Annotated in this window: 32 protein-coding genes and 2 pseudogenes; 19 read left to right on the forward strand and 15 right to left on the reverse strand. The window is 41.0% G+C overall.

Annotated elements, in window-relative coordinates:
* The first annotated feature begins 50 nt into the window (after positions 1-50).
* From CO692_RS16190 to CO692_RS17765, 4 genes are all read left to right on the forward strand, one after another.
* Positions 51-686: a hypothetical protein gene (locus tag CO692_RS16190; RefSeq protein WP_096742707.1), complete on the forward strand. Its 636-nt coding sequence runs from the start codon at positions 51-53 to the stop codon at positions 684-686.
* A gap of 84 nt (positions 687-770) precedes the next feature.
* Positions 771-1,439: a hypothetical protein gene (locus tag CO692_RS16195; RefSeq protein ID WP_096742708.1), complete on the forward strand. Its 669-nt coding sequence runs from the start codon at positions 771-773 to the stop codon at positions 1,437-1,439.
* A gap of 15 nt (positions 1,440-1,454) precedes the next feature.
* Positions 1,455-2,303, forward strand: coding sequence for a sce7725 family protein (locus CO692_RS16200; RefSeq protein ID WP_096742709.1), 849 nt, complete (start codon positions 1,455-1,457; stop codon positions 2,301-2,303).
* Between the two features lie 126 nt (positions 2,304-2,429).
* On the forward strand, positions 2,430-2,582 hold the full coding sequence (locus CO692_RS17765) for a hypothetical protein (protein ID WP_170920142.1): 153 nt from the start codon (positions 2,430-2,432) through the stop codon (positions 2,580-2,582).
* A 1,341-nt stretch (positions 2,583-3,923) separates the two neighbouring features.
* Here the strand turns inward: CO692_RS17765 and CO692_RS16210 are convergent.
* Positions 3,924-4,373 (reverse strand): hypothetical protein, encoded by a 450-nt coding sequence (locus tag CO692_RS16210; protein WP_226818191.1) that lies wholly within the window; start codon positions 4,371-4,373, stop codon positions 3,924-3,926.
* Between the two features lie 211 nt (positions 4,374-4,584).
* On the opposite strand from CO692_RS16210, the gene CO692_RS16215 reads away from it, so the two are divergent.
* The 4 genes from CO692_RS16215 to CO692_RS16230 all read left to right on the forward strand — a co-directional run bounded on the left by CO692_RS16215 (position 4,585) and on the right by CO692_RS16230 (position 6,003).
* Complete coding sequence (locus CO692_RS16215; RefSeq protein ID WP_016611785.1) at positions 4,585-4,953, forward strand: hypothetical protein; 369 nt, start codon at positions 4,585-4,587, stop codon at positions 4,951-4,953.
* A 37-nt stretch (positions 4,954-4,990) separates the two neighbouring features.
* A complete protein-coding gene (locus tag CO692_RS16220; RefSeq protein ID WP_077453357.1) occupies positions 4,991-5,269 on the forward strand; it encodes a hypothetical protein in 279 nt (92 codons plus the stop codon).
* Positions 5,266-5,553: a hypothetical protein gene (locus CO692_RS16225; RefSeq protein WP_005226077.1), complete on the forward strand. Its 288-nt coding sequence runs from the start codon at positions 5,266-5,268 to the stop codon at positions 5,551-5,553. The genes CO692_RS16220 and CO692_RS16225 overlap by 4 nt, the downstream gene beginning before the upstream one ends.
* 96 nt (positions 5,554-5,649) lie before the next feature.
* Entirely contained in the window at positions 5,650-6,003 is a 354-nt protein-coding gene (locus tag CO692_RS16230) for a DUF2200 domain-containing protein (RefSeq protein WP_086292379.1), read from the forward strand.
* A 315-nt stretch (positions 6,004-6,318) separates the two neighbouring features.
* On the opposite strand, the gene rsgA is transcribed toward CO692_RS16230, so the two are convergent.
* Both rsgA and mgtE read right to left on the reverse strand, forming a co-directional pair.
* Positions 6,319-7,260 carry a ribosome small subunit-dependent GTPase A gene (rsgA, locus tag CO692_RS16235; RefSeq protein ID WP_081119455.1) on the reverse strand — a complete coding sequence of 314 codons (942 nt, stop codon included), beginning with the start codon at positions 7,258-7,260 and terminating at the stop codon, positions 6,319-6,321.
* A 152-nt stretch (positions 7,261-7,412) separates the two neighbouring features.
* A complete protein-coding gene (mgtE, locus tag CO692_RS16240) occupies positions 7,413-8,777 on the reverse strand; it encodes a magnesium transporter (RefSeq protein ID WP_096742711.1) in 1,365 nt (454 codons plus the stop codon).
* 407 nt (positions 8,778-9,184) lie between these two features.
* Between mgtE and CO692_RS16245 the strand changes: the two genes are divergently transcribed.
* Positions 9,185-10,180: a DNA/RNA non-specific endonuclease gene (locus CO692_RS16245; RefSeq protein ID WP_077453481.1), complete on the forward strand. Its 996-nt coding sequence runs from the start codon at positions 9,185-9,187 to the stop codon at positions 10,178-10,180.
* A 33-nt stretch (positions 10,181-10,213) separates the two neighbouring features.
* Here CO692_RS16245 and CO692_RS16250 read toward each other — a convergent pair whose 3' ends face one another.
* Complete coding sequence (locus CO692_RS16250; RefSeq protein ID WP_077453350.1) at positions 10,214-10,468, reverse strand: LexA family protein; 255 nt, start codon at positions 10,466-10,468, stop codon at positions 10,214-10,216.
* Between the two features lie 341 nt (positions 10,469-10,809).
* On the opposite strand from CO692_RS16250, the gene CO692_RS16255 reads away from it, so the two are divergent.
* The 4 genes from CO692_RS16255 to CO692_RS16275 all read left to right on the forward strand — a co-directional run bounded on the left by CO692_RS16255 (position 10,810) and on the right by CO692_RS16275 (position 13,365).
* Entirely contained in the window at positions 10,810-11,295 is a 486-nt protein-coding gene (locus tag CO692_RS16255; protein WP_096742712.1) for an AmiS/UreI family transporter, read from the forward strand.
* 292 nt (positions 11,296-11,587) lie between these two features.
* Entirely contained in the window at positions 11,588-11,980 is a 393-nt protein-coding gene (locus tag CO692_RS16265) for a hypothetical protein (RefSeq protein ID WP_096742713.1), read from the forward strand.
* 61 nt (positions 11,981-12,041) lie between these two features.
* Positions 12,042-12,581: a sigma-70 family RNA polymerase sigma factor gene (locus CO692_RS16270; RefSeq protein ID WP_096742714.1), complete on the forward strand. Its 540-nt coding sequence runs from the start codon at positions 12,042-12,044 to the stop codon at positions 12,579-12,581.
* Complete coding sequence (locus CO692_RS16275) at positions 12,571-13,365, forward strand: hypothetical protein (RefSeq protein WP_096742715.1); 795 nt, start codon at positions 12,571-12,573, stop codon at positions 13,363-13,365. The genes CO692_RS16270 and CO692_RS16275 overlap by 11 nt, the downstream gene beginning before the upstream one ends.
* 705 nt (positions 13,366-14,070) lie before the next feature.
* Here CO692_RS16275 and CO692_RS16285 read toward each other — a convergent pair.
* Positions 14,071-15,396, reverse strand: a complete 1,326-nt coding sequence (locus tag CO692_RS16285; RefSeq protein WP_096742717.1) for a dihydrolipoyl dehydrogenase family protein — start codon at positions 15,394-15,396, stop codon at positions 14,071-14,073.
* Between the two features lie 182 nt (positions 15,397-15,578).
* Here CO692_RS16285 and CO692_RS16290 point away from each other — a divergent pair, with 182 nt between their 5' ends.
* Entirely contained in the window at positions 15,579-15,767 is a 189-nt protein-coding gene (locus CO692_RS16290; RefSeq protein ID WP_096742718.1) for a hypothetical protein, read from the forward strand.
* A 62-nt stretch (positions 15,768-15,829) separates the two neighbouring features.
* Here the strand turns inward: CO692_RS16290 and CO692_RS16295 are convergent, their stop codons facing one another.
* From CO692_RS16295 to CO692_RS16305, 3 genes and pseudogenes are all read right to left on the reverse strand, one after another.
* On the reverse strand, positions 15,830-16,807 hold the full coding sequence (locus CO692_RS16295) for a Gfo/Idh/MocA family protein (protein ID WP_096742719.1): 978 nt from the start codon (positions 16,805-16,807) through the stop codon (positions 15,830-15,832).
* Between the two features lie 23 nt (positions 16,808-16,830).
* Entirely contained in the window at positions 16,831-17,196 is a 366-nt protein-coding gene (locus tag CO692_RS16300) for a heme-binding protein (protein ID WP_264291236.1), read from the reverse strand.
* A gap of 147 nt (positions 17,197-17,343) precedes the next feature.
* Positions 17,344-18,368 (reverse strand): annotated as a pseudogene (locus tag CO692_RS16305) (Gfo/Idh/MocA family oxidoreductase).
* A 204-nt stretch (positions 18,369-18,572) separates the two neighbouring features.
* On the opposite strand from CO692_RS16305, the gene CO692_RS16310 reads away from it, so the two are divergent.
* The 4 genes from CO692_RS16310 (at position 18,573) to CO692_RS16325 (ending at position 21,467) form a co-directional block, all read left to right on the forward strand.
* Entirely contained in the window at positions 18,573-19,466 is an 894-nt protein-coding gene (locus CO692_RS16310; protein ID WP_096742721.1) for a MurR/RpiR family transcriptional regulator, read from the forward strand.
* Complete coding sequence (locus CO692_RS16315; protein ID WP_096742722.1) at positions 19,463-20,428, forward strand: Gfo/Idh/MocA family protein; 966 nt, start codon at positions 19,463-19,465, stop codon at positions 20,426-20,428. The genes CO692_RS16310 and CO692_RS16315 overlap by 4 nt, the downstream gene beginning before the upstream one ends.
* Positions 20,429-20,588: 160 nt before the next feature.
* Complete coding sequence (locus CO692_RS16320; protein WP_096742723.1) at positions 20,589-20,813, forward strand: hypothetical protein; 225 nt, start codon at positions 20,589-20,591, stop codon at positions 20,811-20,813.
* A gap of 177 nt (positions 20,814-20,990) precedes the next feature.
* On the forward strand, positions 20,991-21,467 hold the full coding sequence (locus CO692_RS16325; protein WP_096742724.1) for a GNAT family N-acetyltransferase: 477 nt from the start codon (positions 20,991-20,993) through the stop codon (positions 21,465-21,467).
* 71 nt (positions 21,468-21,538) lie between these two features.
* Here the strand turns inward: CO692_RS16325 and CO692_RS16330 are convergent, their stop codons facing one another.
* Both CO692_RS16330 and CO692_RS16335 read right to left on the reverse strand, forming a co-directional pair.
* Positions 21,539-22,582, reverse strand: coding sequence for an AI-2E family transporter (locus tag CO692_RS16330; RefSeq protein ID WP_096742725.1), 1,044 nt, complete (start codon positions 22,580-22,582; stop codon positions 21,539-21,541).
* A gap of 173 nt (positions 22,583-22,755) precedes the next feature.
* Positions 22,756-23,019 (reverse strand): triphosphoribosyl-dephospho-CoA synthase, encoded by a 264-nt coding sequence (locus CO692_RS16335; RefSeq protein ID WP_413464659.1) that lies wholly within the window; start codon positions 23,017-23,019, stop codon positions 22,756-22,758.
* Positions 23,020-23,083: 64 nt separating this feature from the next.
* Between CO692_RS16335 and CO692_RS18160 the strand changes: the two are divergent.
* Positions 23,084-23,263, forward strand: a pseudogene (locus CO692_RS18160) (LysR family transcriptional regulator); the annotation flags it as partial.
* Positions 23,264-23,326: 63 nt separating this feature from the next.
* Here CO692_RS18160 and CO692_RS16345 read toward each other — a convergent pair.
* The 5 genes from CO692_RS16345 to CO692_RS16365 all read right to left on the reverse strand — a co-directional run bounded on the left by CO692_RS16345 (position 23,327) and on the right by CO692_RS16365 (position 26,436).
* A complete protein-coding gene (locus tag CO692_RS16345; RefSeq protein ID WP_096742726.1) occupies positions 23,327-24,076 on the reverse strand; it encodes an SDR family oxidoreductase in 750 nt (249 codons plus the stop codon).
* Positions 24,077-24,090: 14 nt separating this feature from the next.
* Positions 24,091-24,510, reverse strand: a complete 420-nt coding sequence (locus tag CO692_RS16350) for a cupin domain-containing protein (protein WP_096742727.1) — start codon at positions 24,508-24,510, stop codon at positions 24,091-24,093.
* Positions 24,511-24,855 carry a carboxymuconolactone decarboxylase family protein gene (locus CO692_RS16355; protein WP_096742728.1) on the reverse strand — a complete coding sequence of 115 codons (345 nt, stop codon included), beginning with the start codon at positions 24,853-24,855 and terminating at the stop codon, positions 24,511-24,513.
* On the reverse strand, positions 24,824-25,390 hold the full coding sequence (locus CO692_RS16360) for a flavodoxin (RefSeq protein WP_096742729.1): 567 nt from the start codon (positions 25,388-25,390) through the stop codon (positions 24,824-24,826). Before CO692_RS16360 ends, CO692_RS16355 begins: the two co-directional genes overlap by 32 nt.
* A gap of 164 nt (positions 25,391-25,554) precedes the next feature.
* Positions 25,555-26,436 (reverse strand): LysR family transcriptional regulator, encoded by an 882-nt coding sequence (locus CO692_RS16365; RefSeq protein WP_186366392.1) that lies wholly within the window; start codon positions 26,434-26,436, stop codon positions 25,555-25,557.
* Between the last annotated feature and the right edge of the window lie 16 nt (positions 26,437-26,452).

The raw sequence follows: 26,452 nt of genomic DNA on the forward strand, positions 1-26,452 counted from the left end.
TGTCTAAATTCGGAAAATTCTGTAAAATAGATGCCAAAAGGAGGAGTACTATGGACAAATGGCTTTATTTCTATCCTTACCAGTTTGGCTGGCACGCAGCTCTTCGCAGGCGCAGTTTACTAATGAGTGGTTTATTGGCTGTTTTCTTGCTGATTCTTACCATCTTTGCAGAAAATTGGCTGTTGTTTTTTCATGACTGGTTGCAGTATGAATCAAATAACAGCGAAATCCAGACGGATCTCACCTATGCCAGTTGGATTTTCTTCTTGCAATTGTTGCGCGTTGCGTTAGGAATGTTAACATTGGGCTTGATCAGTGCTTTTTTGTGGCAGTGTAACCACATGTATCATTATCACTTAATCGGTGAGGAAGAGCAATCCTTGCATATACGTTTATTATTAGGACAAACACCTTTACTGGTCACGTTGGAAGAACTTGTCTTTATCACCATACAAAGTACCGTCATTTATGTAATAGGATTTGTCAGTGGTTTGTGGCTTTGTAAAAAAGCACTGCATGATTTTTTCGGGTTCTTTCATCTTCCCGCAGGCTTTACATTTGAGCTTCCTTTTAAGCGTCTATTCCTAGTTCAACTTAGTGTGCTCTTGTTGCTTGTCGTGTTACGTTTCCGCGGTACAAAGAGGACGGTTGAAGAGATTCTCGTTAACGGATGCCCTAATGGGTGAGGGAATAGGCTGCCTTTATTTCCCTCTTTCAAAATGCGAACATATGTTTTATAATAAGTGAAACAAGACAAAGGTCGTGAAATTGTGAAGACATCCTTAACTTTAGAAATGGAAGAGGCACTTTATTATTATTGTCGTGAAAACAGTGATATTGTGGTAGAAGAGGTAGTCATGCCCGACGATCATGGCATCGTGGATACCTTAAGTTGTCGCTTGACGGTAGAAAACACCTTTGAATGGCGTTGCTATGAACTAAAAGTCAGTTTGGCAGATTTTCGCTCAAAAGCAAAACTATCCTTTATTGGGAATTATAATTATTTTGTCTTACCCAAGGCATTGTACGAAAAAGTCAAAGATCAGATTGCTCCTACAATTGGTGTCTTGGTCTATCATGCGTTTCTTGAAAAAGAAACGGGCAGCAAAGGGTATTTCAGTGTCGAAAAGAAACCCCAACGGCAAGAGCTGCAGGTTCCAGAAAATGCCTTATTGTTTCGGCTGATTTCGGCACAAGCAAGAGAAGTCGGCAAAGCAAAACAGACTGCTCGAGGATTGCGGGTATTTTCAACAGAACGTTTGTACCAAGAACTGAAGAAACGTCAGCCTGAGTATGACTTGTTCGGTGGTGGGGTCAATTACTATGATCGATTTATTGAAGATACTCAGCTACAAGCGATCGAAGCGTTGAAGGAAGAATTGGCCGCTACGAGAGCAGCCTATGAAGCGCTGGAAAAACGTTTTTTATCAGGCGAGTAAGAAGGAGAGAAGCAGATGTACTTCCCATATATTCGTGGCAAACAATTTGATTTGTTGGCATTAAAAGCTTTATTGGAACAAGATCGCTTATCAGAAGCGATCCAACCGATCATTGAACCGGTCAAGCAATCAAAAACGTTCTGGACAACCATCGATTTATTTCAAAAGAAACAACATCCTTTTTATTTGATTCGCAATCCCCAGGCAGGGGCTTTTCTGACGGCAGAAGGGTTATCAGAGTTGCGAAATGTTGCTGGGCCTAAAGCAATGATCGTGGATCGTCCCATTGAAACAGTGGAAGAAAAGCCTGACCTTTGGATTGTTCATCAATCGGATCAAGCACTCGCTAGTGATTGGCGGGAAAATACGCTGCCGGTGTTGGTAGGCAAAGAGTTTCGTTTGTTAAATAAAATCAACGGTCCCAAGCTACTGATGGAAGATCCTTTCACACGTTTACCCAAAAATAGTTTCTATACAGAATGTCTTGACGAAGGATTTTCAAATGCCCATCACAGTTATCAAAAATTGGGCTATGCAGGTTTTAGTGATTTTTCTGTCGATAGCAAAATTTATTATGAGCACAGTTATCCTTCAAAGCGGTTGGTTTTGCATTGGATTTATCCAACAACTGAGCAAGCATTGCGTATCGTTCACTTATTTTCTGAGGAAGAATTACCAAACCAGAAAGAAAAGTTTTTCCAAGTCATGGAGGCTTTATTGCAGCACGAAGAGCAACATCCTACCCAAACCGCTGGTCTGCAACTATTAGTTGCTGCTTATCACCAAGGCTCATTTCCAGGCATGGGGGTTATCCGAAAAGCTGCCGTTATGAATCACTTGGAGCTCGTCAGTCGACTTATTTAGTTTCTATAAGATACGATTGTAGGTTCTCAGTCAGATCCTGCCACTTTAGTTAATCGTACAAATTGCCTTGATTGCACCATATGATTTCAGGATAGCGATAAAATCAGGGAAAAGGAGTTGGCACTTATGGGAACAAAAGATAGAGAATATTATCGAAACGAAGTAAAAAAATCTGAAAAAAACAAGAAAAACCTGCTTATTCAACGTTTAAATCAACTAGCGTTTGTTTTGATCGTTTCGATCATTGTTCTTTTGGCGATCCTGTATTACATAGTTTGAAACTTTTCGTAGCTGTCATTACATTATCGGCAGCAATAGGAAGAAATTGTACTTAAATGACTGTGATCCCTTGATTAGGACTCGCTATGGGAATCTGATCCGTTAGGTGAAAACTAAAAGCAACGAAACGTTTCTTGTTTATCGTTGCTGGTTTGCCTGTGATCAAGATTCCCATTAGGCTATTTAGTTAGAACAAATTTGCTGGGTTATGTACGAATCATTACGAGTCATTACTGATAAGATCGTGAACAACGATTCATTGAGTGATTCATTGAGATTGGCCAGCAGCTGCAAACAAAGATTGAATTCAAAGATTCAAGGATCAACAAGATTAAATATAAACGTTGTATTTCGTTTCACTCGTAGAAGAAACAAAAATCCAAAAACTATCGCTCAAATGACCATTTATTTTGATTATGCTGCCAATTCGCTGAATTTGAAGGAAATAATCATGAATAAGAGGGAGGAGAGTCGTAAAATTACCAGTTAAATACGGTGTTCGAAAAATTATATATTTTAGTTTACATAATATATATTATACAAAGATGTATTCGAAAAAGAGTTCGTGCCATTCTAGACAGTTCATATCAATTCTGCATCATTTTACCTCCCTCCGAATAACTTTTATTAGTAGATTGTCACTAATTTACCTAAAATTCAACTAAAACTAAGATTTCTTGTTTTACAAGTTTCTTCAGATTCTTTTTTATGATTTGCTGATCAACAGATTGTTCATTGTAAACTGTCTTGTAGCAAGTTACTTGCGGATTCGTCTTTTTTATCTCAGCAAATACAGATTCAAGCTATCAGCCTTGATTCACGAACCAATCGGTTTGAGTGTATGCTATAATCATTTTGAAAATCTTTGAGCTTTTTTCTATAACTTTATTCATATATAGCCAATCCGTTTCAAAGTTCTTATACAGGTGCTTAGACGTTGCAACTGCTAACACATATCTATTACATGATTTGATAAAAAAGAACCCTAAAGTCATGTAGATAAATTGGGTACTTTTGTTATTTAATATAATTGTAATGTTCATAGCTCATCATAAACGTCCATATTTTGCTAAAAAAGTCTGAATAAAGCGCCGTTGATCATTCTTTGGAAAAATAGAATCATTTGCCAATAAGATCAAACCTGCTGCTGTCCACTAGCTTTTCGACGGCTAGTGAATGGATTTTGCTTTAAAGTGCCGCTAGTTAGGATAAAATACATAAGGTTCGGATTGATCCAAAAGCAATTATTCTAACGATTCAACGCCCCTTCTCCTTCCTAAACCTCTTTATCAGCTGATACAAATTCAAAATTAAAAACAGAAAACCAATTGTTGCTGCCCATTAGCTGCAACAAGTACGGAACAGAATGTATCCTATTACGTATTGAATTTGCTTTGTGTTTGATTGACCAATTGATAGCCAATACAATGGACGTAGCTGTAGATTTTCCCAATACGGGTTGTGAAACCCTATCAAATAGTGCAGAGCTAAATACCCGAAAATCATAAAGCCAAACGACAAAGTCACGATCCGTCCCCACCGTGGGATTTCTTTGATAAATAAACCTAGCATACATATCAATAAGGGGAACGAATAATTAAACAGTAAATCACTTCTAATATTTTGGTTCAGAGGATCCTTCATTATTTTGTCATTTAAGCCCCAACTTATGCCGACGATCATAAACATAAGCGCCAGAATAGTCAATCGCTTGCGATCAAAAAGCCACTGTTCTTTATCCTGTCTATTTGCAAGGTATATTGTAAGTATGACCACCACTAATCCAGACATCATATTCCCTTCTCCCCAGCTGCTTTTTTAAAAGTTGATTGTTGCATTCGAGTGAATTATAGCAGATATAGTATAAAAAAACGATACTCACTACTATCCCATTGTTTGATGCACTTTTTAGATGTTTCATAGAAGAATCAGAAATTTAAAAATCTGTTCGCTTTACAAAAGAGAACGTATGTTTGTATTATATAGATAAGAGGTGATTGCTATGGGTATGCTGCAACCATATGAAGATCGAAAAAAGCTAAAGTGGCAAGGATTCTTTTTATCTGAGCATACAACTGAAATTGAAGAAGAGCCGACACGTAAATTTGATTGTCCACCTAAGCCGTCACTCACAACGGAAGAAATCAATCAGTGTTTATTTGAAGCCATGAAAAAGAACCTAACTGTGGCGATCCAACGAGAAGAAGTCAATGAAGAAGGCGGCTATCCTCCAGATATTATCGGGAAAATCAGTGGTTATGATCCATTAGGTATTTACTTGACGGGAGAAACAACAGAAAAAATCCATTATGATGAGATTCGTCATGTTGCTTTTTATGAAGAGAAAAAATGGTTTGATCTCAACGAATGATGCCGCTTTTTACTACTTACTAAAGGAGGAACACCTGATGCAAACACAAAAAGGCACTGTCTCAAAAATAAGGATCGTTTCCTTTGCCCCCTCCCCTTTGGTCCGCTTTACACTAGGCACCACCAACTGTTTGATTGCGAAGCACAGTTTGAACTTTTTAGGGGATGTTGATGACGGCATGTTTCTAACCGTGGGTGGCTATTGGAATAAGCGCCACCAATTCGTGGTACAAAAGTATACGGTGTACGGCAAAACAAAAATCATGTTGGATATCGATGCCTATCGACAAAAAACAGTAAAGGCGGGTTCATTATGAGAGCAAGAGACCTCTTGACAGCACTGACAACGTCATCGAGTGCAGCGGATTACCAAGGAATTTATTTAACGTACAAAGAAAACCTGATTCCTTTTACGACGATCGCTCAAGATAGCCATAACCAATTGATTTTATTTTTCGAACCCAAAAAGCCTGCTCTGACGCTGAAAGAATTATATACACAGCTAATGCTGCATAAGAATTTGGACTTGCTCTATTGGGATGGCGAGTCACGTCAAAAAGTACTAGGGTTTCGTGAACAAGAAGAAAAGATCATTCTTTAGTCCCCTCGCCTATTTTGGGCACACAACAAGTGTCGAAAATCTCGGCAAAACGAAGAAAATAAAGTATACTTTGTGTAAAGACTAAAGGAGCATATCATGAAAAATCAAAAGATCACCCAAATGAGTTTCGCGAAAGTCTATCCCCTATATATTGCCAAAGCAGAGCGGAAAAATCGAACAAAAGAAGAAGTGGATCAGATTATTACGTGGCTAACTGGTTATGACCAAGAAACGCTGCAACAGATGAATGAGGAGCTTTCTTTTGAAACCTTTTTTAGTCAAGCCCCACAGCTCAATCCAGCGCGAAAACAGATCACTGGTGTCATTTGTGGGATTCGGGTAGAAGAGATCGAAGAGCCAATGGTTCAAGAAATTCGTTATCTAGATAAACTAATTGATGAACTGGCGAAAGGAAAAGCCATGACGAAAATTTTGCGCTCTGTCGAATGACCCCCTTTTTTTCAAGTTGTCATTTGCAGATCAACCCTTTATACTGGAAAGTACCTTGGCAGGGGCAAATCATTGCTCAAAACACAGTGGGAAATCACCCCACTGTGTTTTTTATGCTGCGCTTCTTGACGACAGCTTGTAACCAGCTAGGCAACCTTAGCTTAGTTCAACCACTTAGCATGTAGTGCCCTTTGGAATTGGCCGCCTTTTTCGTGAAAACATAAGGACATTGTCTATGGCTCTCCTCTTCTCCACTTAACCAGACTCTCTTGAAACGCACAAAAAAGCACTCCTAAATGAAAGGAGTGCTCATTGTTACTTTTTCAATTCTTTGATCTGTTCTTTTCGCTTCAAATACGCCAGCTCTTTTTCCATTTTACGATAGCGGGCGAAGGCGTCTTCTGAAAGCTCACCGGCAGCAATGGCTGCTTTGACCGCGCACTTCGGTTCTGTTTCATGACGACAGTCTCGGAAGAAACAACCTTCAGCATACTGGCTGATCGCTTCAAAGGATTGGTCGATCGAAGCTGAGCGGACGGTACTGATGCCAACTTCCCGCATACCAGGAGTATCGATGATCATTGCGCCAGAGGGCAGAGTGAATAACTGACGACTCGTCGTCGTGTGTCGTCCTCGACTATCTTCTCGTATGTCATTGGTTTTTTGAACGTCTTGCGCCATAAGCTGATTTAATAAGCTGGACTTTCCGACCCCAGATGAACCGATAAATGCGCTGATCTGTCCGTCAGAAAAATACGTTTCCATCAGCAATTCGTTTGGTTCAAAAATGGACGTAGCAAATGTTTTCACACCAAATGCATCGTTTAATGCTTGCAGTAGCTCTGCTTTTTCATCAGCTGTGACTTGATCGGCTTTGGTCAAGAGAATCACCGGATTAGCCCCGCTGTCCCAAGCGATCGTGACAAAGCGCTCTAACCGAGCGAAATTGAATTCTTCATTGGCGCTGGTTGCAATAAAAACCGTGTCGATATTCGCCGCGATCCCTTGTTCATCCGTCCGATTTCCGGCTACTTTTCGTTGTAAAAAACTCTTTCGTGGGAGCAAAGCATCAATCAAGAAATGATCTTGATCATACACCTGCCCTTGTACAAAATCACCAACAATAGGATAATCCTTGGGTGCTAGTGCCTGCTGGCGAAATTTTCCTGTAACTGTTGCTAAACATTCTTCTCCTGTAGTCAAGCGGACTTTTGCGATATCTTTGGCCTGAAAGACCACAATTCCTTGTTTTTCCATGATTTCCCTCCAGTTAGTTAGGAGGCCGCACTTAAAAAGAGAAACCTCCGAGTTGATGTTGCTTCATTTGATTTGTCATAAGACATTTCCCCTTTCTATTTTGTGCTCATCATGTGATGTCGCTTTATTATACCATCGGAACGGACGGATGGCTAAAGTAAATGTCCCAAGAGAGCATTTACAGAAATAAAGTAGATAAACAAGCCGGCAATATCTTTGATTGAGGTAATAATGGGTGCCGAACCGGCTGCTTGGTCGATGTTCAGTTTAATAAGTACAAACGGAACTAAGAAACCAAGTGCTGCGGCTAAGGTCATGGCAAAAACTAACGAAACACCAACAGCCACACCTAACATTGGGATCCCTTGCCATAGTGAAGCGGCGGTGCCGGAGATGATCCCTACGATCAAACCTAAACTCAAGCCAATCCAAACCTCTTTAAAGAAATGGCGGGTGAAGGTCGAAAGATCAATATGCCCTAATGACATCCCGCGAACAAAAACAGTTGAGGACTGTGTTCCAACGTTCCCCCCCATATCCATGATCAAAGGAATAAAGATTGCAACAGCTGCCACCGATTCCAATGTTTGTTCAAATTCATCAATGACTACCCCAGCTAAAAGACCAGCAACCAAAGTGATCACTAAAAACGGCAATCGGACTTTCCAAATTTGCCAAAGGCTGCCGTTGATCAGAACATTACTACGGTCTGCTTCATTAGAAGCAACATCGACTAAACCTGCGGCATTAAACATGTCTTCCGTCGTTTCTTGCTCGATGACATCGATGGCGTCATCGACAGTGATGATCCCAACGATTCGTGATTCCTTGTCTACGACTGGTAGCGCAATGATATCTAGTTCATTTAGCAAACGTGCCGCTTCTTCTTGGTCCGTGTCAGTAGTCACATAGATTACTTTTCGTGACATGATTTCACTGATGAGTTGCTCCCCTTGTGCCATCAAGAGATCTTTCAATGACAAGACCCCTTCTAAGGTTTTCGTTTGGTCGGTCACATAGAGCGTATAAATCGTTTCTTTTTCTTTGGCTTGCATCCGCACTTTTTCTAACGCTTGATTGACTGTCATGTCTTTTTTCAGTGTGATGAATTCCGGTGTCATTAAACGGCCAGCAGTCTCAGCTTCATATCCTAATAAGAGGTTTGTCGCGGCTCGTTCATCGGGGGCCAACGATTGTAAAAGTTTTTGCGTGACGGTGGCTGGCAGCTCATCCAAGAGCCTTACACGGACATCGGGGGCCATTTCGTTTACAAATTCGGTTGCCCGCTCATCGGTGAAAGAGCGTAACAAGTGTTGTTGTGTGGCTGGTGTCAAATCTTCAAATAGGATAAGGGCTTTATCTTTCGGTAATAGTCGGAAAACGATCACTTTTTCATCCGCGGATAAATTACTGAATAATTGTAACAGCGGCAGCTCTTCCATTCCTGATACGAGTTTTTTTAATTTTTCAGAGTCTTTCTTATTTAAATAATGTAAGATAGTTTCTCGCTGGTTCATGGGATACACTCCTTCTCCTATAATTTTGCCCAAAGAAAGAAAGGAAATCGTTCAGAAAATTGTCCGGATTTCTTTCGTTTGAAGGTTGTCTGCTAGACAGCTGAAATTTCGTTCCGCAGCTGGAGATACCTGTTATTAAAACAAGCACCAAAGGGATAGAGCAGCAACTTTACTCATTATATCACATAGTTTTTTTAAAACATGAAAAATATGGCTTGCAGACGAAAAATTTTATTCTAATATATTCCCTTTGTAAGGAGCGTTGATTGGAAACAATCAAGAGTAAAAACAAAAGCAGCAGGAAAGCTCTGTCAAACGCTCCATGCAAATGGTATGATGAATGGGTTGCAGTTTTTTTACTCCCCGTTTATGCTAACTATACATCAATGAAAAGAGAGGCAAAAAAGATGGCAAAGAAAAAAACATTTATCGGATCGGTCACTGCGCTTCTCACACTCGCAGCAGTTGGCTTTGGATTCCTACAAAATAATGAGCTATTCCCAAACCATAACACACCATCATCAGAGGTGACTGCCACTTCTGCTAAGGATATTCGTGCAGATGAACTGGCACAGTTAACCTACCAAGGCACCCAAACGATTGAAGTCAATCAGAACATTCCTGAGTTTTCAGAAGATGATCTTTCACTTGAAAATGGTGCCTGGGAAGTATACGGCGACCTTGACCACCTCAATCGTGCGACCTCTGCTGAAGCAATGTTGAATCAATCCTTGATGCCAACGGAAAAGCGTGGCGATATCTCTAGTGTGAAACCAACGGGCTGGCGTAATAAGCAACTCCCCAATGGAAAATATTTATATAATCGGACCCATTTGATTGGGTTTGCTTTAGCTGGCGAAAATGCAAACTGGAAGAATCTGATCACGGGGACTAGTCAGTTGAACAATCCCGAGATGTTGCGCTTAGAAATGGATATCAACTATTATCTCAAGCAAGATAAAAAGCATTATGTCCGATATTCCGTCACTCCGATCTATCGCGAAGACGAACTGGTTGCTCGTGGTGTCCAGATGCAAGCAAAATCCATTGGTGATGACACGATCCAATTTAACTGCTATATCTTTAACATCCAAGATGGCGTCACGATCAACTATGCGGATGGTACCAGCGAGATTTCAAGCGAAGAAATGCCACAATCGGAGAAGGATGCTTCAAGTAGTGAAAAAACCACAGCTTCGACTTCTGCCGGCAATAAAAGCAATGAAGCGGATGAGAAACAGAAACAATATGTCGATGAACAAGGCAACGGTTTAATTAAAGGGTCAAAAAGTGGCATCTATCATTTGCCAGGATCTAAATACTACGAGGATACTACCAACCCGAAAGAATGGTTCAAAACGATCGCTGAAGCGGAAGCTGCCGGCTACCGTGCACCAAAATAAAAAAGCCTTAGGCTTTTTTATTTTAGTGTTTATTTATTCTTCATTGCCTTGCGCTTGCCGCAACGCTTTGACATAGGCCTTCCCTTCATCTGTAAAACGTACCGAGCGTGACTTATAACGGTAAGCTCGGTAAATCAGGCCTCTTTTTTCAAGACGCAATAAATGACGATAAACCAAAGAAGTTGTTTTTATCTCTTCATTGGCACAGATTTCCCGTATGGTAGGTGCACAACCCTGTTCTTGCATATAGTCGTCAATAAAAAGTAAAATTCGGTCTTTTCTCGGCATAATTCCTCCTTTCCACGAAGCAGTCCTCGCTGCTGCAAATTTGTAAAAACTGATAAACTACTGCTTCGTCTGCTTTTTGTCCGATCAATACACTGAAAATCTATTGATGCTGTCTCTTTTCCCATTCTTTCAACGAGTAAAAGTTCTTATTATACGCTGAAATTTTCCCCTTATCGAGAAAAGCATCGGCAAGCAACACTCTTTGCTATTGATTTTATCAAATTTAACAGCAAATAATAGCAGATTTACCGATTATTTTTATTTTTATTGACACAAAAGCAAATAGAACTATTATTTTTTCTTAGAATTTGTTATTCTAAATTTAATTAAAGGAGGATTGTATGTTAGGAATTGGCTTATTTTTCGTAGGAATCACCTTGATAATCAATGGTTGGGGCAGCTTGCTTCACATTGACTATCGCTCACTTGCTTTAATCAATCTTTTTACAGGTTCGTTATCTTTTATTATCAATCTAGTCTATATGCTTCAAGGCGCTTATTATGAAGCAGGCACTGGCTTTCTCTTTGCATTCACGTATTTGTTGGTAGGGATCATTTACCTCTTTGATTTAGATCTACGTATTTATGGGATTTTTGCGCTATTCGTAGCCATCAATACCTTGCCTTTTGCCTGGGTTTCTTGGCGATGGGAGCAAGATCCCCTTTTTGCACTGATTTGGTTAACATGGGGAGCGTTATGGTTTTGCGGCTTTTTAGACACAATCGTAAAGGTAAACTTTCGACGTAAGATTCATTATTTTGCGATCGCTTGCGGTATCTTCACTACGTGGGTCCCGGGTTTGCTGATGATATTAGATCTCTATTAAAAAAAAGTGATTATCTCAATGATAATCGCTTTTTTTTTAGTAGGAAAACTGTTTTTTTCTAAAAAGTGTTCAATCTCCTGCATCGCTTTCTGAGGACCATTTGGCAGGTGCAAAAAGAATCATTGGCATGAAATCCTCCTTATGTATCGAGTCCATCCACTCGTTTCTTTCAAGTATACTAAAAGTAGGCACATGTAGGAGAAGTTTTTTTTGCAGACCTTCTCGTTCATCTTTTTACATTATTTAACTAAAAATTTGCTATAATAAAGAAAACCTTTCAAGGAGTAAACAAATGCGAAAAAAAATATCTTCCTTGCGGCTTAGTATATTCTCACGCGGGCTGATTCTCTTTGCCTTCTTTTTCTTGATTCAACAATTTTGGGAAATGGTTGTTTCTGGCTTTGCACTTCTGCCTTCGCTGGCATTCATCCAAATTCTCTTGATGATCCTTTCAACCTTTCTCATTAGCAAGTTTGTTAATAAACGCTCGTGGCGGCAAGTGCTTTTTGGCAGCTACCTATTGATCATCGGCTCGCTGTTTTCTTTCTGGCTAGCAAATAATCCAATGGAGCTGCAAGCAGTCACTCTTTATATGATTGGTGCTTTTTTTGGCGGCATTCTTTGGGAGTATTTAGCACAGCGCTTGGCAACAGATCTTCTGGCCAAAGAACATAAACCTCGTTAACAGAGGTTTTTTTCTTTTTCTGATAGAAAAGGCAAAAATTCTTCGTATATAGTGTGAAGGGGTGAAAAAGGTGCAGGATGAAGAAATCATTGAACGAATCAAAAAGAAAGACTATGCCGGCTTAGAAGAACTGTTAGCGGTTTATGGTGATAGCATGCTGAGGACGATTCATAGTGTCCTCTCGCAACCGCATGAAGTGAGCGAGCGACAAGATGTAGCGAACGAAGTTTTTTACGAGGTTTGGCAAAAGATTGCTGCGTACCAACCAGAAAGAAGTCGTTTGATTACGTGGCTGCTTTTGATTAGTCGCAGTCGTGCGATTGACCACAAGCGGAAGCTGAACAAACGCTCGCTGGAAGAAAAGCCGGTTGATGAGCAGGAACTAGCGATCGAAGATTCACCTTTGACAAAGGAAAACTTTTTGGGCTTTATTGAAGACCTTGAAGCCCTCGATCAAAGGATCTTTCTGCTCTACTATTTTTATCAGGAATCACCCGAAACCATCGCAGAACAGACGGACTTAAATATCTCAGCAATTTACAATCGTCTTTCCCATGGCCGCAAACGCTTAAAAGAAAGGATGACTATCGATGGATTTTAAACAGTTAGTTTTAAATGAAAATAAACCACTGACAAAAGTATCTGAACAAGAAAAAGCAACAACCTTCGAGCTGTCCAAACAATATGTTTTCTTGCAAGATCTATTAGAGGAGCTTCGGACGCTTTTAGCAAAAGACGAAACGATTCTTGGCTATCTGCCCTTGACGCCAGATGGAAACCTCGCCTTCGCCAATCAAGGGCTTGGCGCCTATGCCTATGCAACAACCAAAAAAGCAAAAGCATACCGTGACATCTTTCATGACACCCGTGGCAATCGTTTGTTGGTTTTCACAGAGACCCGAATGCTTTTTTTGGTCATCATCGACTATCTAGAAAGCAACACCTATTTCAGTTACCCCTATGAGACCATCAAAGCCTTCACCATCAAGCCAAGAAAGCTGATGAAGCATGAATCGCCAGATGATAAAGAGCAATTCCATTGGGGCTATTTCGACTTTCAAGGGGGGACGAACATATTCTCAGAAGTGCTGACAAAAAAAGACTACGAGTTATTTACGTCCTATCATGAATCCATTCCTGCACTCAAGAAAATTCCGATTCAAAACAAAATTTACCGAGCAGCGAAATATCAGTATTTCTTGATTAATTGGCATTTCAGTTTTCGCTTAATGACCATTTTCAACCTGCTCTTCCTGCTGCTGTTTGTATTAATGATTCTCGGATTTTTCTTACATTTAGGGCCACTGAAAGGATTTTATTATAAGGATCTATTGGACATAGGTATGGTCATTTCCCTTTTTTATAGTAAGAACATCTTGCCATAAAAAAAGACTGCCGTTCCTTCCTAATCATTTCTTTGCTATCAATTGAATAAAGCACCAGATACTCTACGAAAAAGCACCTCTTGCAGCATTCATTTTCACTTGAATCCTGCAAGAGGTGCTTTTTTCTCGACCTATTGGGACATTCCTAATCGCTCGATTTTCATTTCCTTTTGAAATTCTCAGATTTCTTGTGAACTTTTCAGAAGACTCCACTCATAATTTCATACGTGCCTAATGGGATTATTTTTTCATTCACGCTTGCTTTTTAGGAAGAAACGTTATGATGATTTTACTTGCTAGGAGGTGTGAAAAATCGAACTTATCGGACATCTGATCTTCTGGGTCCCATTTTGTCTTTTTCTAGTGATTGGATCGTTTTTCATACAATGGCGGAAACGTTTCGTTTCAACCCTTATTGCAGCGATCCCGTTTCTCTTTTTTATGATAAAAATATTCAATTATCGGCTTTATGAGCCGGATTTTATTTTCATCATCTATTTGATCGGACTCTTCTTGTCATCGATCGTACTAATCATTGCGGTACGCCGGCTTTCAAAGAGAGCCTGAAAAAGGAAACAAACCCGTTTCTTAAATAATCCTCAGACCAACTTTAAGGTTCATTTAAGGTTGGCAGACTATAGTCAATTCGGACATAATAATTTAAAGCCTGTGCTAGCGGAAACTAGCGCAGGCTTGTTTGGTTATCTATAGAAAATAAGGCAAATCGCTGGCAGGTGTTGGATACGCGAAAATCATCTTGGCAATCGCTTCTTTCGATAGCTGATTTTCTAATACAAAAACAAAGTAGTTGATCAACTCATCGGCCAATGCAGAAAAAATCGTGACAGCAACGATGGTATCAGATGTGTCATAAACCAATTTGATTTTTGCCTCTTGATCATTGATTCGTCGATAGGTGTACCAAGAAGATAGTTCCATCACCTCGCTATGATATTCTGAGGCATTATCGGCAATCTCTTGCTCACTGATCCCGATTCTTGCCAGTTTTTCCGCACCAAAAACCAGTGTAGGGATCAGCGGATAGCGGATGGGTATTTTGGGGTCATCTAAATGCTCGACAAGATAGGCGGCTTCAAAGCTGGCGACAGACGTCAGTTTGGGCTGCTTTTTCGCGAGCACATCCCCGATGGCATAGATGTGTCTTTGACTAGTCTGCAAAAACTCATTTACAACGATCCCTTGTTTTGACGTTTCTACCCCTGCCTTTTCCAGTTGCAGCTGATCGCTATTGGGTCTACGTCCCGTGGCACCAATCACTGCTTCTACGGTGAGAGACAATGCTTGTGTCTGGATCGTATAGTGGTTTTGTTCTTTCGTGATTTGCTGTGTGTTCTGGTTAAAGTGAAACGAAACACCTTGGTCCTGCATTGAGCGAACCTTTTCTGTGGTTAATTCTGCATCAAATCCTTTTAGTGGCTGGTCATTATGATGAATTACATGCACTTCAGCACCTGCTGCTTGAGCGATCATCGCCAATTCGAAGGTAATATACCCAGCACCTATGAAAGCAATCGTTGCTGGCATCTTTTCAAAGGAAAGAAAATCACTACTGCTTTGTAAATGCTCCTTGCCGACGATTGGCAGTACGGCTGGACGCTGTCCTGTCGCAATAATTATTTTTTCTGCTTGAATCTCTTCTGCGTCCACGACGACCGTATGGGCATCACGAAAAGCGGCTTGTCCGTAGTAAGTAGTGATGCCTTCTGCTAGTAACCCTTGCTTGGTTGACTCCGGCACCCGATCGGTATACGAGCGCTTAAACGCCATCAGTGCCGACCAATCAATGGATACCTGCCCTTGAATACCATTGCCATGCATACGTTTCGCCTCTGTTTTGACTTCTACGCCTCGCATCAGTAGTTTTTTCGGATCACACCCGCGATTGGGACAAGTGCCACCCCATAAATCGGCTTCAACGATCGCCACGGTCTTTCCTTTGGCTTTTAACCCGTAGGCAGCAGCCGTTCCAGCTGGACCCGCTCCGATAATCAGTACATCCACCTTTTTCATCTGTCTCCTCCTTCTCCTAAAAAAAATTCCTACGCTTTCTCTTCCCTTCAAGTATAGCGAATCACGGTCAGCCGACAAAACAATTCGCCTTTTGCGGCTCCTACGAATGTTCACAATCATCCCTTGAAGTTGCGTTTGATATGGTATACTTTTCTAGTCAGTTTAACAACAAAGGAGAATGAATGACTGTGAGTTTTAAACGTTTTTTCCAGCTCTTTCTTTTTTATTTTCTCTCGATTCTGGTGGCCTATGGTCTGATTGCGTTTCTAGCAGTAGATAACTTTTGGCTGGTGGTCTGTTTGATGACGATTGTCGGCTACCTCACCTTGGGTATCCCACTAATTTTATTGAGTTTAAAGAAGAAAAAATAAGAAAACAAACAAAGACACCAGCAACTTTTCTAAGAAGCTGGTGTCTTTCCTCATTGATGCGATTATCCTAATACGATCTGGGCATCTGCCAATGCTTTTTCCACTACTTCCATCACCAGCTTGCTATGGGCAAGGCGTTCCTTGACAAAGGCCTGATCATTTTCGTGAATGGCTTGTGCAAAACGGGCAAATTCTTCAAACATACGATGTCCGTGAACGCTTTGATCCTGATGGCTTTTTGCCCCGTTGATCCGTTCAACGTCATAGCTGGCAAGCATATTCGTTGGCCCATTGACGATGATCGATCCTTTCGTCCCTTGGATCGTTGAGCGAATCGTCGCTGTCGAATCTTTGGCGCCAATACAAACGACTTTTGTTTGTTCATAGTCTAAAAACAGCATGCCAGAAGTATCGATCCCCTGTTCGACATTAGCAAAATAGCGGACACTTTTGGGTTTTCCTAAAAGCCCGACGACAAAATGAATATTATAGATATTGATATCCATCAATGCCCCACCACCCATTTTCGGGTTAAATGCAGGTAAAACGGTTCCCTCTTTGAATAAATCATAACGAGAAGAATATTGCGAATAGTTGCATTCAATCACTTTCAGCTCTCCCAATGTTTCAAGCTGCGCTTTGATTCCTTGGTAGTTGGCTAAGTACTGATTCGTGATGGCTTCCATCAAAAGCACCTCATGGGCAGCTGCCAATTCTGTTAATTCTACTAATTCTCGTGTCTGCAACGTAAATGGCTTTTCACAAATGACGTGTTTGCCAGCGAGGATCGCTTCTTTGGCAAAGGAATAATGCAAATGATTGGGTAATGCGACATACACGGTGTCAACGGATGGATCCGCCAAACATGCCCCTAACTCTGTATAGACGGTTTGAATCCCGTATTGCTGTTTTAAGTGATTCATTTTCTCTAAATCACTTTCTGTCCCAAAAATAGCGGACAGTTCAAGCTGCGGGACATCCCCCGCCACCGTCAAAAAATCATGGACAATCATGCCTGCGCCTAAAATCGCTAAGTTCATCTTGCTTCCCCTTTTCTATCTTCTTAGATCATTTGTTTCAATACCTCGGTGATCACTTTATGATCCTCTAAATGAGCCAAACCTGACACACAGATAGCACCAGTGACTTTTCTATCTTCGATAATTGGAAAACCACCGCCACAAATTGCATAGTGTTCGTCTTCTGCCCATTTAGCGAATTGTGTATCTCTATCTTTTTGGGTATAGACGTATAGTGAACTATGACCGCTTTCTAGTACCGTTCGTTCTTTTCTTTCAAGCCAAGGACTTTCTTTTCGCCCTACCATTAAAAATCGAATGATCGGCAAGCCATGATGAACAACTTTGATCCCTACCGGCTTCGGATAGTTCCTTTTAACGTACTGATCAATGGCAATTACCAACCGCAATACGAGGGCATTGTCAAAATGAGCAAACTGCAGCTGCTGTTCTTCTTGCAGGATTTCTGAAGGTTCGATTCGTATCTCCTCCTTTACGTTGAGTCAGTTGATGCCTTCAGGCGCTTTGTTTGTCAAAAGCCCCGTAATCACTCTGCCTTATGACTCAGTGATCACTTGATTGATGCCTGTTTCTAGCATTTCGATTTGCAAAATTGTTTCTTCGTCTTTTACGATTTTCTCTTTGCCATTGATGATCGTTTCATAGACGCCCTCATACACACGGCTATAATCACCAATTTCAGAGATGACTTTTTCTTCATGGTAGTCACCGTTAGCATCCATATAAGTTAGTGTGCCATAGTGCTCTGGCAAATCGATCCCAAAATCTGCATGATCTGGGAGATAAAACTGTTTTAGATGCTCTTCTTGTCGATCCTTCGTTTGTTTTACAAAAACGCCGTTTTCGCCATAAACGACAAAACTAGGCCGCTCTTTTAATCGGAAGTAACTAGATTTGACTGAGACTTTCATTCGACCATAAAACAGATCCAAATCGAAGTAATCGTTCATGCGATTTTTCCCAAGCAATTGCCGAACCTCATAATGGACATCGTCAGGTTGCCCAAAATAGGAGATCACTTGATCCAGTGTATGACAAGCGTGTCCGTATAAGTAGCTAGTATTCAGTGAAAATTCGGTCACTGACCGTGGAACCTCTGGACGAAAATAATCATAATGCATCTCTACTTCTAAGAGATCTCCGAGCACGCCGCTTTCGATCACTTTTTGCGTGGTCAAAAAATCAGAATCAAAGCGGCGATTTTGATAGCATTGCACAAACAAGCCTTTCTCCTGCGCCAGTGCGAACAATTCCTTTGCTTGTGCCGAGGTTTCCGTAAAAGGTTTTTCGATTAAGACATTTTTCCCATGAAGCAAGACATCCTTGCCTAATTCATAATGCAAATGACTGGGGTCGTGACCACAACTAATTGAATTTCAGGATCACGGTAAATATCCTCTAAGTCAGAGGTGTAATGAACGCCTTCCAGTGTTGGCCAGGTCAGCTTGCCGCTTGGTGAATAGATCGTCTTCACTTTTATCTTATCCTGTAGCTTGGTTGAAAAAGGCAGATGGTAGCGATTGGTGCTTTTCCCATTTCCGAGATATGCGATAGTTAACATTGTGACTCCTCCTATAAATTGATAGCTTGATTATTGATGAAATTCTTCAAAATGGGAAGTCTTTTGCCAAAAACAGGTGCTTTTGACCAGACTTTTTTGCAAACTGCTGAGTGCTTCTGAACATTTTTACCAAATTACCAAAAAGGCACAGTTTTTACTTTTGGTTTTCTTTGTCCTAGGCTATGATTAGAAAGAGGTGGTTTGATGTTATTAGGAGATAAATTACGGCTTCAAGAAGGATTGACCAATACGGAGAAACGGATTGCCGATTATATTTTGCAAAATATCAATGATGTGCCTTCGTTGACGATTGAAGTCATCGCCAAGCATACGTACACATCCCACTCTTCCGTCATTCGTCTAGCCAAAAAGATGGGTTATGAAGGATTTAAAAGTTTTCGCTTAGGTCTGGCTGAAATTGCCCATAATCAGATGTTCAATCCAACCTTTGTTGACGCGAATTTCCCCTTTTCGCCCAAGGATCAAACACCTGACATTTTGAAAAAAATGGCCGATCTAACGATCAACTCGATCCACAAAACCCATGCTCAGGTCGCTCCGGAAACGATGGAAACAGTGGTACAATCGTTGGAAGCTGCGCAGCGGATTTTCTTATTTGCTCGTGGTGATTCTCAGATCCGGGCAAGAAGTTTTCAAAATAAGTTGGTCAAGATTAATAAGTATCTGATCGTTGCTGATGAGTATGGAGATGATGCGTGGAATGCGTCGAACGTCACGAAAAAAGATTGTGCCGTGTTTATTACCTATCGTGGGAAAAATACACAATACGAAAAAATCATGCAACACTTTCGTGATGTTGGGGTACCAGTGATCGTGATCTCTGGCAACGCCCATGCAAAAATCATCCCATTAGCGACCCATGCGATCATCGCTTCTCATGATGAACGTGATTTCCTCAAAGTCGGTACCTTTTCTTCGCAGGTCGCCTTTGAGTATATTTTAGATTCACTGTTCGCATTGCTGTATGCCAAAGAATACCAAAAAAATATTGCTGAACTAAGAAAAAAACAAACTGTTTTGGAATCAGGGATTCTCTCAGAATACCCGTCAACTGAAGAAAAGAGGGAAATGAAATGATCAATTGGGGAATTATTGGTGCCGGAAATATCGCCAATCGCTTTGCTGCAAGCTTAGAAAATTTTCAAGATGCCCAACTTTATGGGGTTGCTTGTCGTACGATGGAAAAAGCGCAAGCGTTTCAAGCAAAATTTCCGTGTGATGCTGTCTTTGATGACTACCAAAACCTATTAGATGATCCAGCTATCGATGTCGTTTATATTGCTTTGCCGCATTCGTATCACTATGAATGGATCATCAAAGCCTTTCAAGCGAAAAAAGCTGTTTTATGTGAAAAACCAGCAACCTTGACTGCACAAGAAATGTGCGATGTACAAAAACAAGCCCAAGCACACGAAGTCTTCTTTATGGAAGCTATGAAACCGCGCTTCACCCCAGCGTATCGCAAACTAAAAGAACTTGTGGATGGTGGTCATATCGGTGAGCTAACAAGTGTCACGACTACTTTTCGCCGCCATTTACCAGTCGAAGGCAGTACTTATCATTATCTGCCAAAACAAGGGGGTGCTTTACTGGATATGGGGATCTATAACTTAGCCTTTATCCAAGATTTTTCACCAGAAAATTTAACTGCCGAATTGATCGATTACAGCCTTTATGAAACTGGGGTTGATACCTACGTTGAAGCACGCTTTGTCAGTGAAGACTTTGTTGCAGTGATTGAGACTGGATTTGACCAAACAAAAGAGACGGTGGCGGAATTACAAGGAACAAAAGGGAAAATCACGGTCCCAAACTTCCATCGCCCCGCTTCTTTTACCGTAACGATTGACCAAGAAGACACGATCTATGATATTGGGTACGAGATCGATGATTTCCATTCAGAGATTCAAGCAGTTCACACCGCACTTGCACAAGGACAACTCGAAAATCCCTTGATGTCCTTAACAGATAGTATTGCCTGTATCGCTTTAGCTGATGAACTAAGAAACTTACTAGAGGCAGAAAAAAAAGACAATTAAGATCATACCCCATCGTTTTTGAATAGAACTGACCAATGGCTACCATTCGGTCAGTTTTTATGTGTCAAAAATTGAGCGCTTTCTTTGACGGTATCGAAATGGTTATATTATATTTATTGAGTATATTTTTATACAAATAGAAAAAGAAAGGAAAACGCCCATGACACCAGAAATTATTACGTATCTTATTTGTTTATTGACCTTCGCTTATCTAGCTGTGACGATTTTTACTTTTGTAAAAAATCGCCGGACAGGTGACGGTTATCGCCTCCGAATTTTTTACGTGCTGGCAGCAGCCCTCGTCTTTTTGCTTTCTCTTTATGCAATCGCTACCGGTCAAACCTATGACGACTTGGTTACATCGATAAATGATCTTTTTCAATAAAACACCGTTGGCACGAAGCCCTGCGGATCTCTTCGTTTTTGAACCTCTGGTTGAGGGAAGGATCAAAACGGAAACGAGCCAATGAAAGACTGCTATTCGATGGCTTTTTCATCAGGACCTTCTATACCGAATCAATGTCTTTCAACAAATGATGTCTGACTTTTTATGGAGGTGTGCATGCTCATTCAGCTTAAAGAAGCGAAGCTTTCCGATTTACTTTCTATCTACTTGATACAAAAAGCTGCCTTCAAACCACTCTTTCTCCGTTATCAAGACAAAGAAACTTCTCCCTACTTACAAAGTTTCGAGAAGCTAAACGCAAAATTTTCTGCGTCGAGTACAACTTATTATTTAATCATGACCGCTCAGAAAATCGTGGGCTTTATAAAACTGACGGTTGAGCAGGAACATACGACGAAGCTATCCTCCATCGCCCTTCTTCCCTCCTACGAGAACCGCGGGATCGGTAGACAAGCAATGACCTTGATTGAAAGGAACGTACAAACAGATACGATTCGTTTGCATACGATCCTGCAAGAACCCAAGCTGGTTCACTTTTATCACTCGTTAGGGTATTCAGCAACAGGGAGGTTTCAAAGCCCCTCTTCAGCAATCTGCTTTGTCTCCTTTACGAAAAAAATTGCTGCGAAATAAAAAAGACATCTCGCCTTTCATCGGCAGAGATGGTTTTTTCTATCAATTGCCATCCTTTATAGCAATCATTTTTATTGGTCCTGCAAGGTGTCATCGGATTTTTTACGCAATCGCGGAATCTCTTTCACATTCATTAAATCTAAAAAGAAAGTGAACAATGGGATCCCGATGATCAAGCCCCACAAGCCAAAGAGATGTTCGCTAAGATACAGGAGAATAAACGTGTAAAACATCGGGATCTCTGTTTTATTAGCCATCAAGCGGGGATTTAAGATATAGGATTCCAACGCATGAACAAACACTATGATCAATAGAATGTAGATCACGTCATTAAATCCGCCGATAGAATAGGCAATAAACGTTAATGGAATACACGAGATGATCACACCAGCAACAGGAATCAAGCTGAGAAAGAAAATCATCAACGCCAAACTCAACAGCTGCGGAAAGCCCATCACCGCTAAGGCGAAAACAGTGATCGCTGTATTGACTAAGGCGATCACCAACTGCGTCTCGATCACATTTCCGAAAGCCCGCGTAAACTTAGCTCCTAAATAGTAAACATCTTCAAAGAACCACGCCCCTCGCCCTTGCAAAAACAGCCGAGAAAACGCAACGGTCTTTTTGTTATCGATCATAAAGAAGAAGCTAAGCAGAAAGGAGATCAGCACAGTCAACGCCAACTCACCGAAATTATACAGATAATTGATCACGACTAGAACGCCGCTTTGTAATTTCTGGATGTATTCGCTGGTCTGCAATAAATTCAAGACATATTCGATCAATTCATTATTGGAGTCTGTCCGTTGGTAGAAATCAGCAACGGAATTGACTAATTGGACGGATTGTTTGATGATGATGGGAACATAATTTGTTGCTACTAAATAAAGAATGAACACAATCAAGCTGTAAGTCAGGATGCTCGTAAGCTTGATGGGCAGTCGGCTTTTTCGATGGAGCAAAAGAACCAGCCGATAAATCAAATACGTAAAGATAAAAGTCAGCAAAAGAATGGTCATCATACTGCGAAACAAAAAAAGAATGCCCGCAAGCATAAACAAGACCGTCCAGCGCCGCAACACAAGATTTTGAAGAAAAGCATTATAATATTTCATCTGTAACTCCTTTTTTTCGTTGCAATGAAGCAACGAAGCATTTCAGTAGTGCCTAAGAATTATCTAATCATTAAACTATGCAAATAGCAAGAGATTTTATTTTTCTTAAACGAGCAAAAAAATGAAACAAAAAATCCTTAGAAGAATCGTTACCTTTCTTCTAAGGAAAAGAGTTATTGATAAACGGTCTCTCCTTCTTTTATGGGTAAAATCGAATTGATGGACAACAAAAAGAAGCTGGCAGCCAACAGATCCGCACAGCCTCCGGGAGATACATTTTCTGACTGGCAGAAGGCTGCTAGTGCCTGAAATGCTGGGTTCGGCAACGCTTGTCGATTGGCGTTTTGTGCGAGTTGCTGAACCAGTGTCAGTACCTCTTGATTGCTGCGGTATAAAATGCACGTATCGTCCAGCGTAGCGATGATCGCCAATAGCATGTGGAGCCTTTTTTCAGTCTCATTGGTACAATCCCGAGAAAAATAATCCGCTAAAGCGAAAGAACTAGCAATCACGTTCTTTCCTAAAATTACTTGGGGTTATGAAGGTGAGGCACCTTTTGTTCTGCATTCACTAACGGACATTCCCTTATCGCGGACGATTTATTTAGCTTCAAGCTTTACTAAAGGTCATTCCATGACGAAACTAATTGCAAAAACGTTGATTGAATTTTATCTTGGCTAAATAAAAATAAGCTTCCACTCGCGTATTGGTTATGCAAGCGGAAGCTTATTTTCTCCTACGTATTTACCAAGGTTGGGAGGTTGGCCCGACGGTAAATTCATTCACATTGACATCTTCTGGCTGGTTGATTGCAAAAGCCACGATATTGGCTACTCGATCGGGTGATATCCCATGTTCTTTGTATAATGCGGTCATACCTTTAGCTGCTGCTTCATCTGTGATCGTGTCTAATAATTCAGTATTGATCGCTGCTGGATAGATGGTGGCAGTTCGAATGTTTGTTCCTTCTTGTGCCGACTCCATCCGCAGAACTTCCATTAGATTACGCACAGCCCATTTTGTAGCCCCATAAACTGCTGCGTTCGGATATGCTTTTAATCCGGCTACGGAAGAGGTTGCGATCACCTGTCCAGATTTTTGGGAAATAAAATCTGGCAGAACAGCAGCTAGACCATGCAATACCCCTTTGATATTGATATCGATCATTTGATCCCACTCCTCTGTTTTTAAAGCAGACAAAGGAGAACTAGGCATAATGCCCGCATTTAAGAAAATCACATCGATTTTCCCATAGATCTCTTTTGCATAGTCGATCAGCGCTTGATTATCCGCTGGTTTGGTCACATTGGTTTCCTTATAGACAGCCTCTCCATTTTTCTCACGTATTGTTGTAACAATCTCCGCTAGTTTCTCTTTCCGCCGAGCAGCTAAAACCAATTTGGCACCTTTTTCTGCTAAAAGTAACGCTGTTGCTTCACCAATTCCGCTTGATGCACCCGTAATGATCACGACTTTTCCTTTGATTCGATTCATCCCTTTTTCCTCCTTTATGCGTCAGGCAACTGATCATATTCTTCATCACTGACTGCTTCTAACCATTCTGAAGCACCAGCAGTAATCGCTACATGGGCAAACCAACTATTTTTCGCTGCACCATGCCAATGTTTGACCCCTTCCTTGATGACTACAACATCCCCAACAGTAAGTTTTTGCGGTTTCTTCCCTGCTTCTTGGTACCAGCCTTCTCCTGAAGTCACCAACAACAATTGATACCCACCATCGATATGCCGATGCCAATTGTTGCGGCAACCTGGTTCAAAGGTCACATTGCCAACGTTGACTGGAATCGCTGGATCAGCTACTAAAGGATTCAAGTAACTCTGACCGCTAAAATATTGTGCATAGGCGTCATTTGTGTTGCCCAGTGAAAAGATTCCTGCTTCTTTTACTGCATCGAGTTCTGACATTTATTTTTCCTCCAATTCAGCTAGCTCTTCTTGATAAACCGTTTTGGCGATGTTAAAAGCAGACCAAGCTTTAGGCCAGCCAACATAGAAAGCCAGATGAGTGATTGCTTCTGCAATTTCCTCTACAGTGATCCCGTTCTCCTTGCCAATCGTTAAATGGGCAGTCAACTGTTCAAAATTGCCACCGGAAATCAAGGCAGATATCGTCAATAAACTTCTCGTATGAGGAGCCAATTCTGCCTCACGTGACCAAACTTCACCAAATAATACATCATCATTCAGTTGCGCAAATTTCGGCGCAAATTTGCCTAAGTTATCTCTTCCTGCGGTTTGTTTCTTTACCATATCGATCGACTCCTTCATCTATTTTAATAAAATGCTGATTTAACCAATTTCGAATAGCTATATCCGCTTTAGCTACTCTTGAACCACGAACAGCTAATCCAGGATAAACAGTTGCTTCAGGACAAGTCTTTTTAAAGTCTCCTAGGCTGTTGCCAAATCCTGAGCCTTCATGAGTACAAAACGGAAAAATACTCTTCCCTTCCAATCGATGATCTTTTAAAAAACTCGCTAGGATCATCGGGTATGTGCCCCACCAATTTGGAAAACCGATAAACAAAACCCGTTCTTTAAAAAACGCTGCCGATACCTCTTGATAGAGGGGGAAATCATTAGCCGCTTTTTCTTTTTTTGCTAGCTCGACCATTGTTTGGTAGCTTTCAGGGTAAGGATAAGCCGGTTCAAGAGAATAAAGCGGACATTGTAATTTATCTGCTATTTTCTCTGCTAGAACCCGGGTATTTCCCACTATCAGCTTTTTTCGCTGCCCTTCAATAAGATTCTCTCCTGCTCGTGAATACACAAGTATTGCCGGCATTTTGTCACCTCCTTGGTTTCTCTTCTTGGTATATTTAATAGTAAGGCAAAGCGGAGCCTTTGAATAATGCTTTCTATAAAAAGTCCCTATGCTTATGAAGCATAGGGAGAGGTGGAAGAAAAAAGAAGCGGATTACTCCACTTCTTTTGGCTTTTAGGATGCAATTATTCAAAAGCTTCACGAAAGCGGGCAATGAACGCCGTCACAACAGGCGACATCACACGATTTCTTTTCCACACCAGGACACAGCTGGTTTCGATTTGAGGGACTAAAGGCAAAAATTTGATCGTTTCATCCCTCCGTTCTCCGACTGCTCCGCTGATGGTCAACGCCGAACCAACATGGTTTTCTACTAAGGAAAAGACATTGAAAATCAAGTTATATGTTCCAACGATCGGTAATTCTTCTATTGGTATTTTTGACCATTGGCTGAACATTTGCTGCACCTCCGGACGCCTTGACACTAGCAATGGCACCCCTTTGATATCTTCTGGTGTGATCTCCTCTTTATGGGCGAGAAAAGAATCAGCCGATGTCAGTATGCCCCAAGTCTCTTTTCTTGGTAGAACGATTTTTTCGTATTTCTCGATCTCGATGGGTTCGATCAAAATCGCCAAATCCAATAAGCCTTTCTCCAAACGCTCGTTGATATCATCTCCTGTGCCGCTGTGAATATGAAAGCGGACATCTGGATAGTCACTGATAAATTCTTCCAACATCAAAGAAAGCGTGTCGGAATTATCTGCTTCCACACAGCCAATTGTGAAATGACCACTAAACAACTGTTTCTTACGATCTTCAAACTCTTGCATGGTTTGATCCGTTAGACTCAATATCTCCTCGGCACGGCTTTTTAAAAAACGACCTGCTTCTGTTAAGAGCATTGTACGATTATCACGAATGAAAAGAGCCGTTCCTAATTCATCTTCTAATTCTTTTAATTGGCGGCTCAATGTCGGTTGGGTGATGTGGAGCACTTCTGCGGCTTGTGAGATCGTTCCTTCCTCTGCAATCGTGAAGAAATATTTTAATAAACGAAATTCCACTAAATCGCCTCCTCTT

It is taken from the genome of Enterococcus sp. FDAARGOS_375, from assembly GCF_002393265.1.
GTDB classification, from domain to species: domain Bacteria; phylum Bacillota; class Bacilli; order Lactobacillales; family Enterococcaceae; genus Enterococcus_D; species Enterococcus_D innesii.

Excerpts from the sequence above, each read along its gene's own strand:
- CO692_RS16285 (WP_096742717.1), bottom strand. The coding sequence starts at position 15,396 with ATGAAAAAGGTGGATGTACTGATTATCGGAGCGGGTCCAGCTGGAACG.
- mgtE (WP_096742711.1), bottom strand. The coding sequence starts at position 8,777 with ATGAACCAGCGAGAAACTATCTTACATTATTTAAATAAGAAAGACTCT.
- CO692_RS16275 (WP_096742715.1), top strand. The coding sequence starts at position 12,571 with ATGGATTTTAAACAGTTAGTTTTAAATGAAAATAAACCACTGACAAAA.
- CO692_RS16355 (WP_096742728.1), bottom strand. The coding sequence starts at position 24,855 with ATGGTAAAGAAACAAACCGCAGGAAGAGATAACTTAGGCAAATTTGCG.
- CO692_RS17765 (WP_170920142.1), top strand. The coding sequence starts at position 2,430 with ATGGGAACAAAAGATAGAGAATATTATCGAAACGAAGTAAAAAAATCT.
- CO692_RS16220 (WP_077453357.1), top strand. The coding sequence starts at position 4,991 with ATGCAAACACAAAAAGGCACTGTCTCAAAAATAAGGATCGTTTCCTTT.
- CO692_RS16265 (WP_096742713.1), top strand. The coding sequence starts at position 11,588 with ATGCGAAAAAAAATATCTTCCTTGCGGCTTAGTATATTCTCACGCGGG.
- CO692_RS16315 (WP_096742722.1), top strand. The coding sequence starts at position 19,463 with ATGATCAATTGGGGAATTATTGGTGCCGGAAATATCGCCAATCGCTTT.
- CO692_RS16350 (WP_096742727.1), bottom strand. The coding sequence starts at position 24,510 with ATGTCAGAACTCGATGCAGTAAAAGAAGCAGGAATCTTTTCACTGGGC.
- CO692_RS16320 (WP_096742723.1), top strand. The coding sequence starts at position 20,589 with ATGACACCAGAAATTATTACGTATCTTATTTGTTTATTGACCTTCGCT.
- CO692_RS16225 (WP_005226077.1), top strand. The coding sequence starts at position 5,266 with ATGAGAGCAAGAGACCTCTTGACAGCACTGACAACGTCATCGAGTGCA.
- CO692_RS16310 (WP_096742721.1), top strand. The coding sequence starts at position 18,573 with ATGTTATTAGGAGATAAATTACGGCTTCAAGAAGGATTGACCAATACG.
- CO692_RS16335 (WP_413464659.1), bottom strand. The coding sequence starts at position 23,019 with ATGCTATTGGCGATCATCGCTACGCTGGACGATACGTGCATTTTATAC.
- CO692_RS16200 (WP_096742709.1), top strand. The coding sequence starts at position 1,455 with ATGTACTTCCCATATATTCGTGGCAAACAATTTGATTTGTTGGCATTA.
- CO692_RS16230 (WP_086292379.1), top strand. The coding sequence starts at position 5,650 with ATGAAAAATCAAAAGATCACCCAAATGAGTTTCGCGAAAGTCTATCCC.
- CO692_RS16325 (WP_096742724.1), top strand. The coding sequence starts at position 20,991 with ATGCTCATTCAGCTTAAAGAAGCGAAGCTTTCCGATTTACTTTCTATC.
- CO692_RS16210 (WP_226818191.1), bottom strand. The coding sequence starts at position 4,373 with ATGTCTGGATTAGTGGTGGTCATACTTACAATATACCTTGCAAATAGA.
- CO692_RS16255 (WP_096742712.1), top strand. The coding sequence starts at position 10,810 with ATGTTAGGAATTGGCTTATTTTTCGTAGGAATCACCTTGATAATCAAT.
- CO692_RS16345 (WP_096742726.1), bottom strand. The coding sequence starts at position 24,076 with ATGAATCGAATCAAAGGAAAAGTCGTGATCATTACGGGTGCATCAAGC.
- CO692_RS16190 (WP_096742707.1), top strand. The coding sequence starts at position 51 with ATGGACAAATGGCTTTATTTCTATCCTTACCAGTTTGGCTGGCACGCA.
- CO692_RS16330 (WP_096742725.1), bottom strand. The coding sequence starts at position 22,582 with ATGAAATATTATAATGCTTTTCTTCAAAATCTTGTGTTGCGGCGCTGG.
- CO692_RS16295 (WP_096742719.1), bottom strand. The coding sequence starts at position 16,807 with ATGAACTTAGCGATTTTAGGCGCAGGCATGATTGTCCATGATTTTTTG.
- rsgA (WP_081119455.1), bottom strand. The coding sequence starts at position 7,260 with ATGGAAAAACAAGGAATTGTGGTCTTTCAGGCCAAAGATATCGCAAAA.
- CO692_RS16215 (WP_016611785.1), top strand. The coding sequence starts at position 4,585 with ATGGGTATGCTGCAACCATATGAAGATCGAAAAAAGCTAAAGTGGCAA.
- CO692_RS16250 (WP_077453350.1), bottom strand. The coding sequence starts at position 10,468 with ATGCCGAGAAAAGACCGAATTTTACTTTTTATTGACGACTATATGCAA.
- CO692_RS16290 (WP_096742718.1), top strand. The coding sequence starts at position 15,579 with ATGACTGTGAGTTTTAAACGTTTTTTCCAGCTCTTTCTTTTTTATTTT.
- CO692_RS16245 (WP_077453481.1), top strand. The coding sequence starts at position 9,185 with ATGGCAAAGAAAAAAACATTTATCGGATCGGTCACTGCGCTTCTCACA.
- CO692_RS16360 (WP_096742729.1), bottom strand. The coding sequence starts at position 25,390 with ATGCCGGCAATACTTGTGTATTCACGAGCAGGAGAGAATCTTATTGAA.